The sequence below is a fragment of the Streptococcus oralis ATCC 49296 genome (assembly GCF_000185265.1).
GTDB classification, from domain to species: domain Bacteria; phylum Bacillota; class Bacilli; order Lactobacillales; family Streptococcaceae; genus Streptococcus; species Streptococcus oralis_BC.
In genome coordinates this window covers 967,353-985,631 of sequence record NZ_GL622183.1, presented here as the reverse complement: position 1 = coordinate 985,631, position 18,279 = coordinate 967,353, and the positions used below count along the sequence as shown (strand labels likewise).

At 40.3% G+C, this 18,279-nt stretch carries 12 protein-coding genes and 1 CRISPR repeat array; of the genes, 3 read left to right on the top strand and 9 right to left on the bottom strand.

Annotated features, from left to right (window positions below):
- Positions 1-121: 121 nt before the first annotated feature.
- Positions 122-2,755, bottom strand: coding sequence for a DEAD/DEAH box helicase family protein (locus HMPREF8578_RS07010; RefSeq protein ID WP_000901157.1), 2,634 nt, complete (start codon positions 2,753-2,755; stop codon positions 122-124).
- A gap of 132 nt (positions 2,756-2,887) precedes the next feature.
- Here HMPREF8578_RS07010 and HMPREF8578_RS07005 point away from each other — a divergent pair, with 132 nt between their 5' ends.
- The gene (locus HMPREF8578_RS07005; protein ID WP_000076176.1) at positions 2,888-3,505 is read left to right on the top strand and encodes a TVP38/TMEM64 family protein; all 618 of its coding nucleotides are present in this window, start codon (positions 2,888-2,890) and stop codon (positions 3,503-3,505) included.
- Positions 3,506-3,783: 278 nt separating this feature from the next.
- Here HMPREF8578_RS07005 and scrK read toward each other — a convergent pair whose 3' ends face one another.
- Together scrK and HMPREF8578_RS06995 are read right to left on the bottom strand one after the other, a co-directional pair.
- Positions 3,784-4,671: a fructokinase ScrK gene (gene scrK, locus HMPREF8578_RS07000; RefSeq protein ID WP_000164326.1), complete on the bottom strand. Its 888-nt coding sequence runs from the start codon at positions 4,669-4,671 to the stop codon at positions 3,784-3,786.
- A 158-nt stretch (positions 4,672-4,829) separates the two neighbouring features.
- Complete coding sequence (locus HMPREF8578_RS06995) at positions 4,830-6,716, bottom strand: sucrose-specific PTS transporter subunit IIBC (protein WP_001064505.1); 1,887 nt, start codon at positions 6,714-6,716, stop codon at positions 4,830-4,832.
- A 378-nt stretch (positions 6,717-7,094) separates the two neighbouring features.
- Between HMPREF8578_RS06995 and HMPREF8578_RS06990 the strand changes: the two genes are divergently transcribed.
- Entirely contained in the window at positions 7,095-8,549 is a 1,455-nt protein-coding gene (locus HMPREF8578_RS06990) for a sucrose-6-phosphate hydrolase (RefSeq protein WP_000455339.1), read from the top strand.
- Positions 8,530-9,495 carry a LacI family DNA-binding transcriptional regulator gene (locus HMPREF8578_RS06985; RefSeq protein WP_000225977.1) on the top strand — a complete coding sequence of 322 codons (966 nt, stop codon included), beginning with the start codon at positions 8,530-8,532 and terminating at the stop codon, positions 9,493-9,495. The genes HMPREF8578_RS06990 and HMPREF8578_RS06985 overlap by 20 nt, the downstream gene beginning before the upstream one ends.
- 520 nt (positions 9,496-10,015) lie before the next feature.
- Positions 10,016-10,646: a CRISPR direct-repeat array (repeat unit 30 nt; unit sequence TAGGATCACCCCCGCGTGTGCGGGAAAAAC).
- A 79-nt stretch (positions 10,647-10,725) separates the two neighbouring features.
- Here HMPREF8578_RS06985 and cas6e read toward each other — a convergent pair.
- From cas6e to HMPREF8578_RS06955, 6 genes are read right to left on the bottom strand one after another with little or no spacing between them, the layout of a single operon-like run.
- Positions 10,726-11,373 carry a type I-E CRISPR-associated protein Cas6/Cse3/CasE gene (cas6e, locus tag HMPREF8578_RS06980; RefSeq protein ID WP_000275970.1) on the bottom strand — a complete coding sequence of 216 codons (648 nt, stop codon included), beginning with the start codon at positions 11,371-11,373 and terminating at the stop codon, positions 10,726-10,728.
- A 4-nt stretch (positions 11,374-11,377) separates the two neighbouring features.
- Complete coding sequence (cas5e, locus tag HMPREF8578_RS06975; protein ID WP_000849181.1) at positions 11,378-12,097, bottom strand: type I-E CRISPR-associated protein Cas5/CasD; 720 nt, start codon at positions 12,095-12,097, stop codon at positions 11,378-11,380.
- Between the two features lie 9 nt (positions 12,098-12,106).
- Positions 12,107-13,180 carry a type I-E CRISPR-associated protein Cas7/Cse4/CasC gene (gene cas7e / locus HMPREF8578_RS06970; RefSeq protein ID WP_000210568.1) on the bottom strand — a complete coding sequence of 358 codons (1,074 nt, stop codon included), beginning with the start codon at positions 13,178-13,180 and terminating at the stop codon, positions 12,107-12,109.
- Complete coding sequence (gene casB / locus HMPREF8578_RS06965) at positions 13,170-13,763, bottom strand: type I-E CRISPR-associated protein Cse2/CasB (protein WP_000893380.1); 594 nt, start codon at positions 13,761-13,763, stop codon at positions 13,170-13,172. Before casB ends, cas7e begins: the two co-directional genes overlap by 11 nt.
- A gap of 9 nt (positions 13,764-13,772) precedes the next feature.
- Positions 13,773-15,440, bottom strand: coding sequence for a type I-E CRISPR-associated protein Cse1/CasA (locus tag HMPREF8578_RS06960; RefSeq protein ID WP_000086037.1), 1,668 nt, complete (start codon positions 15,438-15,440; stop codon positions 13,773-13,775).
- The gene (locus HMPREF8578_RS06955) at positions 15,427-18,207 is read right to left on the bottom strand and encodes a CRISPR-associated helicase/endonuclease Cas3 (RefSeq protein ID WP_000038362.1); all 2,781 of its coding nucleotides are present in this window, start codon (positions 18,205-18,207) and stop codon (positions 15,427-15,429) included. The genes HMPREF8578_RS06960 and HMPREF8578_RS06955 overlap by 14 nt, the downstream gene beginning before the upstream one ends.
- Positions 18,208-18,279 lie beyond the last annotated feature (72 nt).

Here is an 18,279-nt window from a genome sequence, read left to right as displayed (position 1 = left end):
TTTCTTATGCTTTGTAAGAATAGTTTATTCTAAACTCTTCATTCTATTCAACTGTTTCAACTATTAAAAATTATTTTCTCTATTATTATATCATGTTTCAGATGGATTTTCCCATACGCCCCTACTCCAACCGGCTTTTAACCTTCTTCTTAGTCAAGGTACGGTCGTTTTTGTTAGAGAGATCTTTGATACGAGCTTCTAGAAGGTTTTTCCGTCCGGCCTCTGTTCGTGTGTAGACGAGGTGATATCGTCCGATAGTTGGCGTCAGAAAGTCAAGGAATTTCTGCGCTTCTTCCTTGCGCTTGTCAAAAAGACTAGGCACGACATAGTAAGGTGACTGACCTTGTCGGACTTTCTCTGCCTTCAAGAGATAGCGCTGATTGTCCACTGGTGCAAAGAACTCTCCCACAGTCTGAGCAAACAACTCCTTGTCCCTCATGCTTCCTCCCTTGAGATAGGCGAAAACCATATAATTTTCCTTGTTCTCTTCTACCTGAACACGGGATTGATCATCCGTTAGATGCCCCGAATCTAGCAGAGCCTTTCGGATTTGCTCGCCCAGAGACTGCAAGCGTTTATAGGGACTCTTATAGCGGAGGTAGCGCCAAGAGGCAAAGACCAAAAAGAGGAGACAGGCTGCTGTAAGCCACCAAATACCGATCAGTCTCATTCTAAACAACAAAACCAATAAATCCACTGCTAACAGCAGCAAAGACATGCGTACCCATTTTAATGCATCAAACTGGAGCATGATTGGAATTTTCTGTTTTTGAGTCGCAACTTCAGTGACAATCTCAAATTGATCTGCCACTACGAGAGAATCGTACCATTTTTTGCGAAAACCTGCTCGATCCTTGGATAACATCTTAATCCGTTCGTTATACTCTCTGATTTGCTTTTTCTTAAAAGGGGGCTTTGGAAAATCCAAACGATCTAAACCGGTCTCAATACTCTCCTGATTATAAGCCAATCCAAGAAAATGCTCCATCCGTCGCGACAAGGTCTGCAGATCCTGATTGCTCTCTGGTCTAGGCTCCTCACCAAGAAGAGTGATGAGCGCTTGCGCTTGAACGGCTACCAGATGCCAGATGTTACTGGTCTTTTCTGGATGTCCCGGCCAGATACGAATGGCACGCCCACGCATCTGGTTACTCAGCATAAAGCTCCCCACAAAGCTTCCGAGGATTAGGGAATTGACACAAGGAGCATCCCAACCCTCTCCGAGGAGAGATTTGGTTCCGACTAGGACTTGAATCCGCCCTCGTTGAAAAAGCTCCGTCACTGCCGCTACGATTCCCTTAGCTGAGCTCGGAAAACCAACCTGCACATAATCTTTTGGATCCAAGTGACCAATAGATGAGAAATTAAGAGGAACCTGAGGCAAGAGCTCCTTCAACTCTGCTGCCACATCGGTAGGCAAAATAACGACACTACCTGACAAGACAGCCAAAGACACAGATATCTCTTGCTCCTGAGCTTTTCGACGAATGCTTTCAAAATATGGGAGAACCCCCAACTGAGAAATGGTTGCCTGATTATCTCCCAGATAGGTGGCAAAATCCTTGCGAATATAGTCAGCTAGTACTAACTGTCTCAGTTCCTGACCTAGACTCTCATACTCTGTCCAGAAGATATCGGCAATGGCGGACAACTTCCCCAGAGATTGGGTTAAAAGCTGATCAGAAGACTTGGACTTAACCAGATAAACCTGACGTTTTTCCACCAACCCACGCGCCTTCAAGTCAGCCTCTAACTTTTTCCTATATCCATCTGGATCCTCATACCAATCTGGTGTCTGATAGAGTATGCTCTGCAACAGCGTCTCCAGCCAGTATGAGGTCAATGCTGGAAGCTTCTGGGTTCCCAGTAAATTTTGTAAAGAGGGAGAAATCGTTAAACCCTGAGAATGCATATAAATCAATATAGCGGACAAGTACTTGGGATCTTCTAAGAGCAAATCAGATGAAATATCCCCTTTGAGGACCTTAGACCCTGCTACAAATGTTTGAAAATCAGGATTGAATATAAGGTGATGAATATAGTCCCACTTAGTCTCCTCAAATCGTTTGAGACGTTCCGCCTCTTCAGCTGTTGGTGAACACATATAGACAAAATCCTGATGAGGGCAAAGAGTGTCTTCCTTGACTAGTTCAGGTACCGTGATTTCTTGATTGATCTCCCCACACATACGGATATAGCGTTCCCAAAGTTCAGGCTCACTGTCATAAGGTGGTGTCGCTGTCAGGGAGATGAGTTTCAGCGGTCCATACTGCTTGCGAAAAGCTTCCAGACTTTTCCACCATTCATTGCGCAGGTGGTGGCATTCGTCCAAACAAAGAGTCGCAACTTTCTGAGCTCTTAGGCTTGCAAGCAAATCAAACCCCACAAAATCCTCTGCTTCTCCATCTTCTTGTGATTGCAGTTGGTTCATGGCACTATGAAAAGCCTGATAAGTCACAATCGTTAATACCTTCATCTCCTTTAAGTTTTGGGAAACGAGGTCTGAAAGCCTCTGACCATCCTCTAGAAAAGCAGTTTGTATTCTATCCACCCATTGTTCGCGAATGGTGACAGTCGGAACTAAGATGAGGGCTGGGTTGCCAAAACGAGCGATTAGCTCGATACCAATGGTTGTCTTTCCAGACCCTGGAGCGGCCACTAGATGAACATGACCGTCTGCTTGATAGTCCTGAAAACGATCCAAGACCTGTTTTTGATATTGGCGCCAGCTTCCTTTAAAGTTTAAACCTAACATGATACCCCTCATTCTATACCGTCATTTTCTTATTCTCATTTTACCACACTTATTTCTCCAGTCAGATAATCCAGATAGTTTTTCTCCACAAAATATGGTATAGTAGAATCATACTATCTATGAGGAGTTTACATGTCACAGGATAAGCAAATGAAAGCTGTTTCTCCCCTTCTACAGCAAGTCATTAATATCTCATCTATCGTCGGGGGAGTCGGCACCTTGATTTTCTGTATTTGGGCCTATCAGGCGGGGGTTTTACAGTCCAAGGAAACCCTATCGGCCTTTATCCAGCAAGCTGGGGTTTGGGGACCACCACTCTTTATCTTTTTACAGATCCTACAAACCGTCGTTCCGATCATTCCGGGAGCTTTGACCTCAGTGGCTGGGGTCTTTATTTACGGCCATATCATTGGAACCATCTATAACTATATCGGCATCGTGATTGGCTGTGCTATTATCTTTTACCTGGTGCGTCTCTATGGAGCTGCCTTTGTTCAGTCGGTCGTCAGCAAGCGCACCTATGACAAGTACATCGGTTGGCTAGATAAGGGCAATCGTTTCGAGCGGTTCTTTATCTTTATGATGATCTGGCCAGTTAGCCCAGCTGACTTTCTGTGTATGCTGGCTGCCCTCACCAAGATGACCTTCAAACGCTATATGATCATTATCATTTTGACCAAGCCCTTTACCCTAGTGGTTTACACTTATGGTTTGACTTATATTATTGATTTCTTCTGGCAGATGTTTTGAGAATAGAAAATAGCCTGATACTAAATATACTTTGGTATGGAAATCATGCCAACTTTTCGATAGTGAATCGAGGACTTACCTAGCCTTTCCGCCGTGATAAAAACACCTGAAATCTAATGGGTTCAGGTGTTCGGAAACTTTGAGACATTAGGCTCAAAGTTTAGGTATGGAATTTCGAAGAAAGTCGCTACCGTCCGTCATCACTTAAGGAAAGGCTCAAAAACATTTTCGTCAAACAAAACATCCGTTTGGTTTCCCAAGCGGATATTTTCTTTGTTTTATTTTGCGACACTCTTAGCAAGGACAAAGTTTCCAAGTGTGGCAGAACCATTGCCTGCGACTGCTGGAGTGACAATGTAGTCACGCACATCTGGTACTGGTAGGTAACCATTGAGAAGAGCAGTGAATTTCTCACGTACACGGTCCAGCATGTGTTGTTGGGCCATAACCCCACCACCAAAGACGATGACGTCTGGACGGAACGTCACGGTAGCATTGACCGCAGCCTGAGCGATGTAGTAGGCTTGAACATCCCAGACAGAACTGTTGAGTTCAATATTTTCACCACGAATACCTGTACGGGCTTCGAGACTTGGACCAGCCGCAAAGCCTTCCAAACAGCCCTTGTGGAAAGGACAAACGCCGTTAAATTCTTTTTCTACATCCATTGGGTGTTTAGCCACATAGTAGTGACCCATCTCAGGGTGACCCACACCACCGATAAACTCACCACGTTGGATAACACCTGCACCGATCCCTGTACCGATCGTGTAGTAAACCAAGTTTTCGATGCGGCCGCCAGCATTGTTACGCGCAACCACTTCACCATAGGCAGAACTGTTTACGTCAGTTGTGAAATACATGGGTACGTTGAGGGCACGACGAAGGGCACCAAGTAGGTCTACATTTGCCCAGTGAGGTTTTGGAGTCGTTGTGATAAAGCCATAGGTTTTTGAGTTTTTGTCGATATCAATGGGACCGAAGGAACCGATGGCAAGACCTGCAAGATTATCGAATTTTGAGAAGAACTCAATGGTTTTATCGATAGTCTCGATAGGAGTTGTTGTAGGAAACTGTGTTTTTTCTACAACGTTAAAACTTTCATCTCCGACAGCACAGACAAACTTTGTACCGCCCGCTTCTAAGCTTCCATATAATTTTGTCATGATAAACCTCTTATCTTTGTTTTCTCTATTATAGCACATTTTAAAGGGCTAGATTTCTCAATATTTTAGATTTTCCTCTGTAAATCTTACCATCCAAGTAAAAACGAACAAACATAATATTTGTTCGTTTTGTTTTTAGATTTGATTTTCGAAGAGGACTAGGCTTTCACTTCGATGATAGCGTCACCCTTGACAACTGAACCGCTTGCGACTGGTGTCACAGAAGCGTAGTCTGCTGTGTTGGTTACGATAACCATTGTTGTGTCGTCAAGACCTGCAGCGGCGATTTTGTTTGAGTCAAAGGTTCCGAGAACATCACCAACTTTGACCTTGTCGCCTTGTGCAACTTTTTGTTCAAAGCCTTCACCGTTCATAGTCACCGTATCGATACCAACGTGGATCAAGATTTCAGCTCCATTAGCTGTCTTCAAACCGTAAGCATGTCCTGTGGCAAAAGCAATCGATACTTCCGCATCAGCTGGTGCGTAAACCACACCTTGGCTAGGTTTTACAGCGATCCCTTGTCCCATTGCACCACTTGAAAAAACTGGGTCGTTAACATTCTCAAGGGCAACTACATCCCCAACGATTGGAGTTTGGATTGTTTCACTTTGAGGAGCCACTGGAATGTTACCAGTTGTTTCTTCTTGAACCAAACGTTCTGTCGCAACTTCAGAAGCAACTTCTTTTTCGTCCTCGTAACCAAACATGTAAGTAAGGGCAAAACCAAGAACGAATGATACAGCTACCATAAGAAGGTATTGGAACAATTGACCGTTACCAACGTACAACATTGTACCAGGGATGATGGTGATACCATTACCAGTACCAGCAAGTCCAAGGATAGATGCCAATCCACCACCGATAGCACCAGCAATCAATGAAAGGAAGAATGGTTTACGGAAACGTAAGTTTACCCCGAAGATAGCAGGCTCTGTAATACCTAGGAAGGCAGAAAGAGCAGCTGGGAAAGCAAGTGTTTTCAGTTTAGGATTCTTCGTTTTAACACCAACGGCAACAGTTGCAGCCCCTTGAGCTGTCATAGCAGCAGTGATGATGGCGTTAAATGGGTTGGCATGGTCCGCAGCAAGCAACTGCACTTCAAGCAAGTTGAAGATGTGGTGTACACCTGATACGACGATCAATTGGTGAACCCCACCGATGACCAAACCACCAAGACCAAACGGCAAGCCAAGAATCGCTTTTGTTCCGAGAAGGATGTAGTTTTCAACGACGTGGAAGACTGGTCCGATGACAAAGAGTCCAAGGATAGACATAACCAAAAGTGTCACGAATGGTGTCACCAAAAGATCCAAGACATCTGGAACTACTTTGCGGAGAGCTTTTTCAAACTTGGCTCCGACCACCCCAATGATGAAGGCTGGCAGAACGGAACCTTGCAAACCAACAACAGGAATGAAGCCAAAGAAGTTCATAGCTGTTACTTCACCACCTGATGCTACTGCCCAAGCGTTTGGAAGCGAACCAGAAACCAGCATCATACCGAGGACGATACCAACGGCTGGATTTCCACCGAATACGCGGAAGGTTGACCATACAACTAAACCTGGTAAGATGATGAAGGCTGTATCTGTGAGAATTTGGCTGTAAATGGTGACATCTTCTGGAAGTGTGATTCCAAGAGCGTTCAAGAGACCACGAAGACCCATGAAGAGACCTGTCGCTACGATAACTGGAATGATTGGTACAAAGACGTCACCGAAAGTACGGATAGCACGTTGGAACCAGTTTCCTTGTTTAGCAGCTTCTGCTTTCATATCTTCTTTAGAAGATGTTGGCAAACCAAGTGCAACCACTTCGTCGTACATCTTGTTTACTGTACCAGTCCCAAAGATGATTTGGTATTGACCTGAGTTAAAGAAAGCTCCCTGAACTTTATCCAAGTTCTCAATCACTTCCTTCTTGATTTTCCCTTCATCTTTGACCATGACACGTAGACGAGTCGCGCAGTGGGCTACACTGTTGACATTTTCACGTCCGCCAAGGGCTTCGATGACCTTTTTTGCAATATCCTGATTGTTCATTTGCAAAAATCTCCTTATAAAATTTTGTTCTTGTTTGAAAGCGATTTTATTCGCCCTACGACTATTATTTTATCACGTTTCTAAAATATGTCAAGCGTTTTGCAGAAATTTTTATTATCTTTCTTTTTTCTCTGATTATTTTTGCTTGTTTTTGAGGGATATTCTCTTTTTCCTCAAAAAAATATCTTTATACTTGAGGAACCAAGGCTTTTATTTACATTTTCTTTCATTTTTTCGTGAAAATTTGCTAGATTTCCTTCACTTGATTTCTGGCAATCGTTTGACATATTTTTCTTTTTTTTAACATAAAAGACTTGCTTTTTTTGTCGAAAACGTTTACTATTAATAATAGAATAGAACTTATGGAGGAAAGATAAAATGGAATGGACAACCGAGCGCCGTTACAGACGCTATGAAGACTGGTCTAATGATGAAATCAAACAAATCAAGGAAAAGATGGCTCAATCTCCTTGGCATACTCGTTACCATGTCGAGCCTAAAATGGGCCTTCTCAATGACCCAAATGGCTTTTCTTATTTCGATGGCAAATGGATTCTCTTTTACCAGAACTTCCCCTTTGGCGCATCCCATGGATTGAAGTCTTGGGTGCAGCTTGAAAGTGATGATTTAGTGCGCTTTACAGAAACTGGAGTCAAAGTTTTGCCAGATACTCCATTGGATAGTCACGGTGCCTACTCTGGTTCTGCCATGCAGTTTGGCGATCAGTTGTTCCTATTTTATACTGGAAATGTCCGTGATGAAAACTGGATCCGGCACCCATACCAGATTGGCGCTTTGATGGACAAGGATGGCAAGATTACAAAGATTGACAAGATCTTGATTGACCAGCCAGCAGACTCTACAGACCACTTCCGCGATCCGCAAATTTTTAACTTCAAGGGTCAATATTATGCTATCGTCGGTGGACAGGACTTGGAGAAAAAAGGCTTCGTCCGTCTCTACAAGGCTGTGGACAATGACTACACAAACTGGCAAGCAGTTGGCGACCTTAACTTTGCTAACGACCGCACTGCCTACATGATGGAATGTCCAAATCTAGTCTTTGTAGGCGAACAACCTGTTCTTCTCTACTGCCCACAAGGATTGGATAAAGGTGTTCTAGATTATGATAATATCTATCCAAACATGTACAAAATCGGAGCATCCTTTGATCCTGAAAATGCCAAAATGGTAGATGTGTCTCCATTGCAAAATCTAGACTATGGTTTTGAAGCCTATGCGACTCAAGCCTTCAACGCTCCGGATGGACGTACATTGGCAGTAAGCTGGCTTGGGTTACCAGATGTTTCTTACCCATCTGACCGTTTTGACCACCAAGGAACCTTCTCATTAGTCAAAGAACTCACTATCAAAGATGGCAAACTCTACCAATATCCGGTCGCAGCCGTCAAAGAACTTCGTTCTTCTGAAGAGGCCTTCTCAAATCGTACTCAAACCAATAACACCTATGAACTCGAGCTCAACTTGGAGGCCAATAGCCAAAGCGAGATTGTCTTGCTCGCTGATAAAGAAGGCAAGGGGCTTTCCATCCACTTTGACCTTGTCAATGGACAGGTGACAGTGGATCGTAGTCAGGCTGGTGAACAGTACGCCCAAGAATTTGGTACTACTCGTTCTTGCCCTATCGATAACCAAGCTACTACTGCCACTATCTTCATCGATAAGTCAGTCTTTGAAATTTTCATCAATAAAGGAGAAAAAGTATTTTCTGGTCGTGTCTTCCCACATGTGGATCAAAACGGTATCCTCATCAAGTTTGGAAACCCAACTGGAACTTACTATGAATTAGATTATGGTCGCAAAACTAACTGATGTCGCAAAACTTGCAGGCGTCAGCCCCACTACCGTCTCACGGGTCATCAATAAAAAGGGTTATCTATCTGAGAAAACCATTCTCAAGGTCAATGAAGCCATGCGAGAGCTAGGCTACAAGCCTAATAATCTGGCTCGAAGCCTCCAAGGAAAATCTGCCAAGTTGATTGGACTTATTTTCCCAAACATCAGTCATGTCTTTTATGCGGAGTTGATTGACAAATTGGAACACCAACTCTTCAAAAATGGCTACAAGACCATCATCTGTAACAGCGAACACGACTCTGAAAAAGAACGGGAGTACATTGAAATGCTGGAGGCCAATCAGGTCGATGGTATCATTTCTGGAAGTCACAACTTGGGAATCGAAGACTACAATCGTGTGACGGCACCGATCATTTCCTTTGACCGAAACTTGTCTCCAGACATCCCTGTCGTCTCCTCTGATAACTATGGTGGCGGGGTTCTCGCAGCCCAAACACTGGTTAAGACTGGAGCCCAGTCTATCATCATGATTACAGGAAATGATAACTCGAATTCACCGACTGGACTGCGCCATGCTGGCTTTGCCTCTGTACTCCCAAAAGCGCCTATTATCAATGTTTCCAGTGACTTTTCGCCCGTCCGAAAAGAAATGGAAATCAAGAATATCTTGACCCATCAGAAACCAGATGCGATTTTTGCTTCAGATGATTTGACAGCTATTCTAGTGATCAAAATCGCTCAAGAGCTGGGAATTTCTGTTCCTGATGAGCTCAAGGTCATCGGCTATGATGGGACTTACTTTATCGAGAACTACTATCCTCACCTGACAACGATTAAGCAACCTATGAAAGAGATTGCCCAACTCACTGTTGATCTTCTTTTACAGAAGATTGAAGGCAAGGAAGTAGCGACAACTGGTTACTTCTTACCAGTCACCCTATTACCAGGAAAAAGTATTTAAGTACAAAATACTCAGACGAATTCGTCTGAGTTTTTTATGATCTTAAGTTTTCGAGATAGCGCTGGGCTGTCTCTAAGTTAAAGGTTTTATCTGCGATGAGGCGCTCAACGAGGGGAGCAACTTCGGACTCACTAGCACCTGCTAGAAGAGCTAGGGATTTGGCAGAAGGATTTTAGTCTCGTTTTTCCAATCAAAAAATGTTGAACATTTAGTTCTGAAACACTCTAAGGCAACAGATACAAGGCAAATTTTCTTATACTCTTCTACAAGTTTTTTACCCAACTGATGTTATTGTTACCAAATGTCTCCATGATGACTTCATTCGATTCACTTGTCTTCTCCTTTGTTATGTAAGATATCTTCATTTACACAGAATATGCTTTTTTCCTATAATAAAACACTCCTATCTCTAATTTATCAGTTTTCAATAGGGATATTTTTCTTATATCTCATTTTATGTAGTCAATCTCCCACGCGTGCGGGAAAAACTTGAAATTAAAGGAATATAGGAAATAAAAAGTAGGATCACCCCCGCGTGTGCGGGAAAAACAATCCGTCATCTGCTCTCGAATTTCGGAGCATAGGATCACCCCCGCGTGTGCGGGAAAAACGCAGTCAGCTCAAAAGTATTATGTTCAGGAGTAGGATCACCCCCGCGTGTGCGGGAAAAACTAACTTATCAATTTCTTTAGAGATTTTTTCATAGGATCACCCCCGCGTGTGCGGGAAAAACTATGTCTTTGCGCTACGTAGTCAAGGATCACCCCCGCGTGTGCGGGAAAAATCGTTGTAGCCATGATAAGAGTTCATAGATTGAAGGATCACCCCCGCGTGTGCGGGAAAAATTCTCATTGAACACTTACGAACAACATGGTTCTAGGATCACCCCCGCGTGTGCGGGAAAAATTTAAAACCTTTGTGGGCGAAGTTGATTTAACCGGGATCACCCCCGCGTGTGCGGGAAAAATAGGCTATAATCAGTCACCAAACGGAAAGTCACGGGATCACCCCCGCGTATGCGGGAAAAACAGATTGGCAAAGAATATCGCAAGAGCAGTGGTAGGATCACCCCCGCGTATGCGGGAAAAACGTGGTACAGAATACGTCGCTGAAAAAGATTTGGGGATCACCCCCGCGTGTGCGGGAAAAACTGTTCTACGTAAATAAAGCTGACACGATCACTTATTTTAGGAAGTTCTCGCAGAGATGTTTTCTTCGTTCCACTTTTTTTTACCATGATTCGTTTCCCAATGGAATAACGGTCATTAAACCAAAACCGTATGCTTTTTTCTTTCCCATTCCTTCAGTCAAAAGCTTCTTAAAAAGATCTGCATCACTAACTGTTAAGACCCCTTCATAAACAACCTTTATCAATCGGATAGGTTTAACAGCTTTTTTAAACACCTCATAACCACGTTCAACGATTGAAAAATCTTCTTTTATCAGTGAGAATCCATTTTTGTCAGAGCGTTCTACTAGATAATTCATCTGATGTTCACTCGTAATATGAGGTTTTACAATACCTCTTTTAAGATTATCTGGTGATACTAAGGAAATAACTGGATTAAGCACCACTCGAAATTTCATTCGGCTACCAGTATAGATGTTATCTAAAAATTGTTGATAATCCTTGGTTTGAGCACTACCAGCAACCCCATATTTTTCTAATCCTTGTAAATCAGGTTTATTTTTACTAACAATAATCAGGTAATCTTTATCTTGGATACGATCTATACGCCATAATTTTCTTGTTCGAATAGATTGTTCCATTTCTTCTGGAAAACTCTCTTCTACCCAAGCATGATATGCGCCTATATGTGTTAAGCGCCTAATTTTTCGGCGATTGGTCCGATCAATTTCTACTCTTGAGATATACATACCATCAATCTCCTATACTCTTAAAAACATCATGTGCCGTATTTTTATCTCGAAACGAATTCCGAACTTGAACCAGTTCTCTAGTTTCATACCTATAGCCAAATCTTCTCCCCTTTTGTGAAAAAGACTTGACAACATCTTGTCTCAATTGATAAATACCTCTATCGGTTAAATGTCTATCAGAATAGATTTCTAAAGTTACGGCATCCATAAACTTTCTCTTCATAAACCATGGTGAAGCTTGCCATTCAAGAGTTCTCAAACTTTCAACTGCTCCAATCTCAGTTTCACCTAAGATAAAATCTGCAGTCAACGGCAGAGCCCTTCTTCCCATAAATGGTTGGAAATAGGGATTTCTCAAAGCTTGTAAAATCATTTCCAAAAACTGCTCATTATTATGAGAAAGAGCCACTACAAAAACAGCATCTTCTAAATAATAACGATTTGTGACATAATTTCGTTCAAACTTTCCTTTTTCTGTATACTTCTGTGCAATATGAAAATCTCTGAGTAAATTTCCTTGTTGATCCACTCGAACTGCAAAATCCAGCTCGTTTAAACGAACAATTTTTTCATCATCGTCTCGACGATATCCTAGACTTGAAGCAATCAACCCAATAACAGAACTCTTAGAAGGATAAAAATCCGTATGTCTTGTTTCGAAATGTGAACTTGTCCCCCAAGATTGCAAAGGACCAGCAAATTTCAACAAAATAGTCTTCATGCCATTCACCTATTTTTTGAGGAATTGTTCTAAGGTTTCCGAAAAATCTTTTAATAATTCTGAAACTGAATATTTTTCCTCACCAATTTGTTTTAAACTCTCATTTTCATCCAAAGTCACATAGAAAGTCAAAAGTGGTTTATTCACGAATTTTTCAACTCTTGTATACTCTTTAGACAGTTTTTCAATAGATTTCGCCACATAACCATCCGTTGATTTAACTGGTTCTTCAAAAGCACTGACAAGATTAACAGGACGATCATCACGCAAAGAAACGATTAGAGCCTGCGGTAAAGTTTGATTGGCAAAAGTATTCACTTTTCCTGTCGGGAGGGAATTTGCAAATGCTTCGATGAATAAATTCAAACTGTTCTTTAAGGATTTCTCATCCTCTAGTTGTTTTGATAATTCATGAATCGCAACATTGGCATAACGATAGAGCGTAGAAGAGTTAAATTCGATGGTTCCCAGCATACCTGCACCTGCATTATCCTCTGGAGCTAAATCATCAATAGCAGTAAAGAAATCAAATTCAGTTTGTACAGCATGTGTTGAAATAGCATGAGCAACTTGAGAGGAAGCATCCTCGTTTAGAACTGGATCTTCAGCTACCATTCGACCGAACATAGCAACATCAATGGCTGGATTTGAGTTAGCTAGTTTTTGAAGTTCCTTTTTATCAGTCAGATTTTCATAGGCTGCTTGAGCTAATTTCTCAGCTTGTCTATCCCCCATAAAGTAAAGTGCCTTGACTTTACCTTTTTTCTTAATTCCAGTAGCTATCAAGACTGTATCTGCTTTGGTTAGTGCATCTTCAAAACTGATAGAATTATCTAGTTCTACAATTTTACCCGCAACATACCTTACAATGTCTTTTGTTCGGACACCGACATTTGACTGTTCTCCATAAGTATTAAAATAGTCTCTTATAGCTCTCTTCCAAGCTTGAGAACTCACGCGCGATCTTTTTACGCCACCGTACTGAGCAGTCTTTGGGCTACCTGTATCATCTCTATTCATATTTGAAGGTGGCAAGGTTTGTATAGCATGAATATCTAAAAATAAGCGTTGGTTAGTTGTCATTGTGTTTTTCTCCTTTGATTTGTTTATAATATGATCTTGCCCAATTTAGGCGAAGATTTTCTTGTACATTTTTTAAAAACCAATACAAGTCTTCAGCTAACTTAGCATAATCAACCTTTGTAGCAGGAGACTTTGTTTTGAGCAACATCATCATGTGGCGTAAATGGTAGATCAACTCTTCAAAAGTTGATGATGTAATCATAACATTGAACCTTCTGTCAATGGCTGTCGTGTCATCTCCTTTTCGAAGTTGACTAAGAGCAGAACCGATATTTTGATAAGTATCGGGCTCATCTAACATCACACTGGTTGAAGTTCCTTGTTGATGTAAGGCGTAAAATTGGATAGCTGTATAAATCGCTAACTCCTCATAGCTAGGCTGCTGGTATGAATTGACGAACTCCTCTGGTAAATGCTCAAATAAAATCGGCCAGATATCTGTTGCATCGCTCAAGGGTTTACCCAACGTTTTTCTAATTTTGGCCAGTGCGGCTTTACTCAATGGTGACTCCAACTCATAACTCAATTGTCTAATAATTCTTTTTGTGACAGAACCAACTGTCTGTTTGGATTGTTCCAACACACACACCTCCTATTTTAATTGTTGATGAAGCAAATATTCAAATGAATTATAGGCAGTTGCAATATTTTTTATTCGACCATCTTTTTCAATGCCGAGGTAGTCCCTAGTTCCTCCGTGACCTAAGATGCTCTTTGCTTCAGCTTTAACCATTTTTTTCAGCAAATCTCTCCATTCTTTGATTTTAGGATCCTTTTCATCATCTGGTAGGATACTGGATAACCATTCTCGAAAAGGGTGATCGATTTTGAAATAGAGCATTTCAACCATCTGATTAGTATAATTGTTGTTTGAGATATTCCTGATTTCTTTTAGTTCCTCTATATAGCGTTTATATACTTTGGAAATGACAGTTTTTGTTTCTTCTACCACCTCATTAATACGTGGTACCCAACCACTCTCATTAAAATCCGCCAAAACTAAATCATTGATAAGTATAGAGTCAATAACTTCATCAGTTGGAAGCCATGAAGTAGCATTTCCATCATCCTGCATACTAATGGAAATAATATTAAATAATCTATTTCCTATTATGTCACCTATATCTCCGAGCCAATCAATAATTCCCGGTTTTCTAAAGTGCCCTGTTCTATCTTCTACTGCTAGCAAACCAAATGACCGCCACAACGATTGATTCAAGAGATGTTTCCTAGGAGTATAGCTATCTTTATTTTCTCCTGTAGTATTATATTTCCATGTTGTCATCGGCTCTAAAAAATTGTCCCGATGATTAATTTCGGGTAATTTTACAATCTCAAAAGAGAAAGGCTTATTTAAATCATATTCTGGATCAATATAAATCCCTCTGCTCCAAATCGTATACAGATTAGCTAAATCTGTACATTCACTACCAAACAAATAGCGATTAATATTATCAGAACTAGCAAATTCCCAACAGGGACATTGAATACTTTCTAAATTACCATGATCATAGAATGGCAAGATACAATTTAGTAACAGCGTTTCAAATAAAGAAGTTCCCTGTATAAAAACTGCCCCGATATCAAACAACCAGCCCTTTGACACTTTATATTTTTCTTTTCCAAAAATAACTTTATCGGATAATCCTGAGTACCCTTGAAAAGTTAAAAGCCATCGTGTAACTTCGGAAGCAGTCAGTTGTTCTTTATTTTTACTATTCTTTGGGGAAAATAAGGCTAACTTATTCTCACTCTCTGAAATCGTTCTATTGATATTTTTCCCAGAGATACTGCTTGCTTTTGCTTTACTAATTTTGTCTGCTACAATATCCTCTTTTCTAACTTGAAAAAATGGATATTCCTTATCAAATAAGTAGAAGCGATCCCGCCATTTTTCTAGGTAATGACTAACAATGTCTGGGAACTTACCACTTTCCCAAAGATCTATCCATGTATCATATAAATCATCCTGATAGTCAGCAATATCAGATTCTTCCACAGGCTCAATTTGTTTAAACCGCTCATCTACTGCCAGATACTCATAGACATTACCATCTGCATCAAAGCGTGAAAAGACAGTATGTAACACAGCCAGCAAAACTCGCAGCACAGCAAAATCTTGCGTTTTTGTATCTCCTGCTAAATCTTTGTACTGATGAGCATTTATAAATAATTCCTGCAAGGAAACTTCTTTTGTTGTTCCTTTTTCATCATAAACGACAGAAATCCAGGGTTCATCTAGTAAATTAAATCGACTCATTCTTATTTAACCTCTCCGTTGTAATCCCATATTTTTTATCATATAAGAGTTTAAACCCATTGAGAATAAACTCATTGTTTTCATCAAAAATAATCCCGAGAGCTCCTTTTAACCATGATGAATTTCGCCATTGACTTAAATAGCTGTTGTTATACCTTTCAAGCTCTTCAATAGTTTGATCGATATTATAGCCCTTGGATAAACTCATAGGAAGTCGTAAAGTATTTTGTGCTACTTTTTTAGCGACCAAAGGATTATCAATATTCTGAGATATATCTTGATTTTCAATAAATAAGCTATAGCCATCAGACATTTTTTTTAAAGCAATCACTTCAATTGTATCTTCAACATCACGAACCTGAGCATTAGATTTTTCTTCACTATCGTTTGGATGCAGGTTCTTCAACCAACCAATCAGACTATTGTTTCTATGTCTCGATATTTTTAAGACAGGATCATTGATACGGTATGTTCTTGCCTTTGTTTCCTTATTCTTAATCGTGACATCATGCTCCGTCTTAGCATCTAAATATTTTTGCTGAAATTCCTGACTTGAAAACTCAATTGTAAAATCTGGACTATAAACTTTCTGGACTAATGGTGAAATATCATCTGGTAATCTCATGATATCTGGTAAAAAGTGCTGAGTTCTGGCTAACAGATAATCACCATAAACAAAACTACTTCCTTCTTCAAAATCCAACTCTTGGGAAGTTCCTAAAACGTAAAACCTAGCTATTTTATGCTTTTGAGGTCGGTCTATTTGGTGTCGATGAAGTCGTCCAATACGTTGTATTAGCAAGTCCATAGGTGCCAGATCACTTATCATCACATCGAAATCAATATCCAAGGATTGCTCAATCACCTGAGTTCCAATGATAACTTTCTTATGTGGACGGTCTACATTTTTTCCGATTTGTTGTAATAATTCTTTCTCTTTTTGGATTCTTTCGGTCGCAATAAAACTGGAATGAAGTAATTCCACCATATCATCTCCAAAAATTTCCGAAAAGTTTCTTGCCAACTCTTGGGATCTTCTCACTGTATTGACAATGATTCCAACTACTCCACCGCCCTCAAGGGCATCTTTAACAGTTCCCAATAACTGCTCTTCTTGTAAACGAATGATGTGAATGTCTTTTATGTTTTGCTTATTGAATGTTGTAACTTGATAAATCTCTGAGCCATCATTATAAGTGATTAAAGGATAAACGTCTGTCTTTAATTGGTCCGTATTTTCAATATCTCGCCATTTGATCCCCATCCCAGACATATAGCTTTTAAGGATATTTTCTCTTTGTTGAGAAGGTAATGTCGCTGACAAAATGACTACTGGAACACCATAGGCTCCCATCCATTTTATCGCCTCCATCAAATATTGACTCATATAAGCATCATAGGCGTGAACTTCATCAATAATAACAACCTTTTTACTAAAACCTAGATGACGCAAAGCTAAATGTTTTTGTTTCAATGCTAACATTAAGAACTGATCAACAGTCCCCACTACAAAATCATCTAAAGCCGAAGTCTTTCTCCCAGAAAACCATCCATTAATGATAACGCTACCATTTTCTACATCGTCAAAATTAAATGTATTAGCTTTAAGTTTTAAAAAATCTTCGTTTAGAGCTGCTTTCCCGTGTACCAACTGAATAGATAGTATGTCTTCAGAATCATCTTTTAAACTTTCAACCCATTTTTCAATACGATTAAAAATCCCATTCGATGTCGCCTGAGTTGGTAAACCAAAAAAAAGACCGCTTCTTCCCGTCTTAGTAGCTAACTGCTCTGCTGTAATCAATGAAGCTTCTGTCTTCCCTAACCCCATTGGTGCTTCTAGAACTACAATCCCAGGTTTAGATATTTGAGTAATAACATGAGATAAGGTTGATTGAACATTATTAGGTTCAAATCCAAATCTTTCCTTATAGAGACTATCTGGTTTTGAGATATATTTAGGTTGCCACAAACTAGTTTTTTTCCACCTTTCAAACCCATCTTGAAGGCGTCTTAACTTATCTACCTCCTCTTTTTCATTGACACTCAATAAAGGAAAGTAGTGCTCGTTACTAGCGATCCAGTCAGCCATAATCAGCAATCCTGATAAGATAACTTGAGCTGGCTGTTTAATTTTAGGAAGCTCTCTCACAGAGTCAAACCCCAACTCATCTAAAGCACAGTTGAAGATTTCTTTTTGAACCAAATCCCAATTCTTATGGATAGCACTCTCCTTACTTTCATTTTGAAAATAGTTTGAAAGATAGCTCCCTTGATTTTTTACATCCTCAATCGTATCAATCGGTCGTCCATGGTGTCCACCAATAATAGTCGAAATATCCTCTTGAACACCATAACTAGATAGCAAATATTGACCTGCAAGGCTGTGATGACTCTTTTTTGGTGATGATAGTTGAAGTGAACTAATTTTAGTAAATCCTGACTGCTCCAATTTTTCTAATAGTTGAATATCCAAATCATCTGAATTTGCAAATCCTCTTTGAGTTTGAAAAGCTGGAGTTGCTTTCCCGATATCATGAACAGCAGCTAAAAATTGTGCAAGTCGTTTCCCTAAACCGCCATCATGTGTTACTGAATCCAGAGAATCCTCAATCAGCTTTTTTTGCCCCTCACTTAACCAATGCTCCCAGAGAAGTCCAATTATATTTTTTGTATCTTCTAGATGCTGAGACAAGGGTAACCAAAAAAATCTACCATTTTCTTCCTTTTTCTTAGCCCAAAGAGTATCGGACTTTTTCTTAGACATGATTCATCCCCTCTTCATCCCATTTTATATATTTCCATTTTATACCTAAAAGTTTTAAAATACAACAACAAG

Excerpts from the sequence above, each read along its gene's own strand:
- HMPREF8578_RS06990 (WP_000455339.1), top strand. The coding sequence starts at position 7,095 with ATGGAATGGACAACCGAGCGCCGTTACAGACGCTATGAAGACTGGTCT.
- HMPREF8578_RS07010 (WP_000901157.1), bottom strand. The coding sequence starts at position 2,755 with ATGTTAGGTTTAAACTTTAAAGGAAGCTGGCGCCAATATCAAAAACAG.
- HMPREF8578_RS06960 (WP_000086037.1), bottom strand. The coding sequence starts at position 15,440 with ATGAGTCGATTTAATTTACTAGATGAACCCTGGATTTCTGTCGTTTAT.
- HMPREF8578_RS07005 (WP_000076176.1), top strand. The coding sequence starts at position 2,888 with ATGTCACAGGATAAGCAAATGAAAGCTGTTTCTCCCCTTCTACAGCAA.
- HMPREF8578_RS06995 (WP_001064505.1), bottom strand. The coding sequence starts at position 6,716 with ATGAACAATCAGGATATTGCAAAAAAGGTCATCGAAGCCCTTGGCGGA.
- cas7e (WP_000210568.1), bottom strand. The coding sequence starts at position 13,180 with ATGACAACTAACCAACGCTTATTTTTAGATATTCATGCTATACAAACC.
- cas6e (WP_000275970.1), bottom strand. The coding sequence starts at position 11,373 with ATGTATATCTCAAGAGTAGAAATTGATCGGACCAATCGCCGAAAAATT.
- scrK (WP_000164326.1), bottom strand. The coding sequence starts at position 4,671 with ATGACAAAATTATATGGAAGCTTAGAAGCGGGCGGTACAAAGTTTGTC.
- HMPREF8578_RS06985 (WP_000225977.1), top strand. The coding sequence starts at position 8,530 with ATGGTCGCAAAACTAACTGATGTCGCAAAACTTGCAGGCGTCAGCCCC.
- cas5e (WP_000849181.1), bottom strand. The coding sequence starts at position 12,097 with ATGAAGACTATTTTGTTGAAATTTGCTGGTCCTTTGCAATCTTGGGGG.
- HMPREF8578_RS06955 (WP_000038362.1), bottom strand. The coding sequence starts at position 18,207 with ATGTCTAAGAAAAAGTCCGATACTCTTTGGGCTAAGAAAAAGGAAGAA.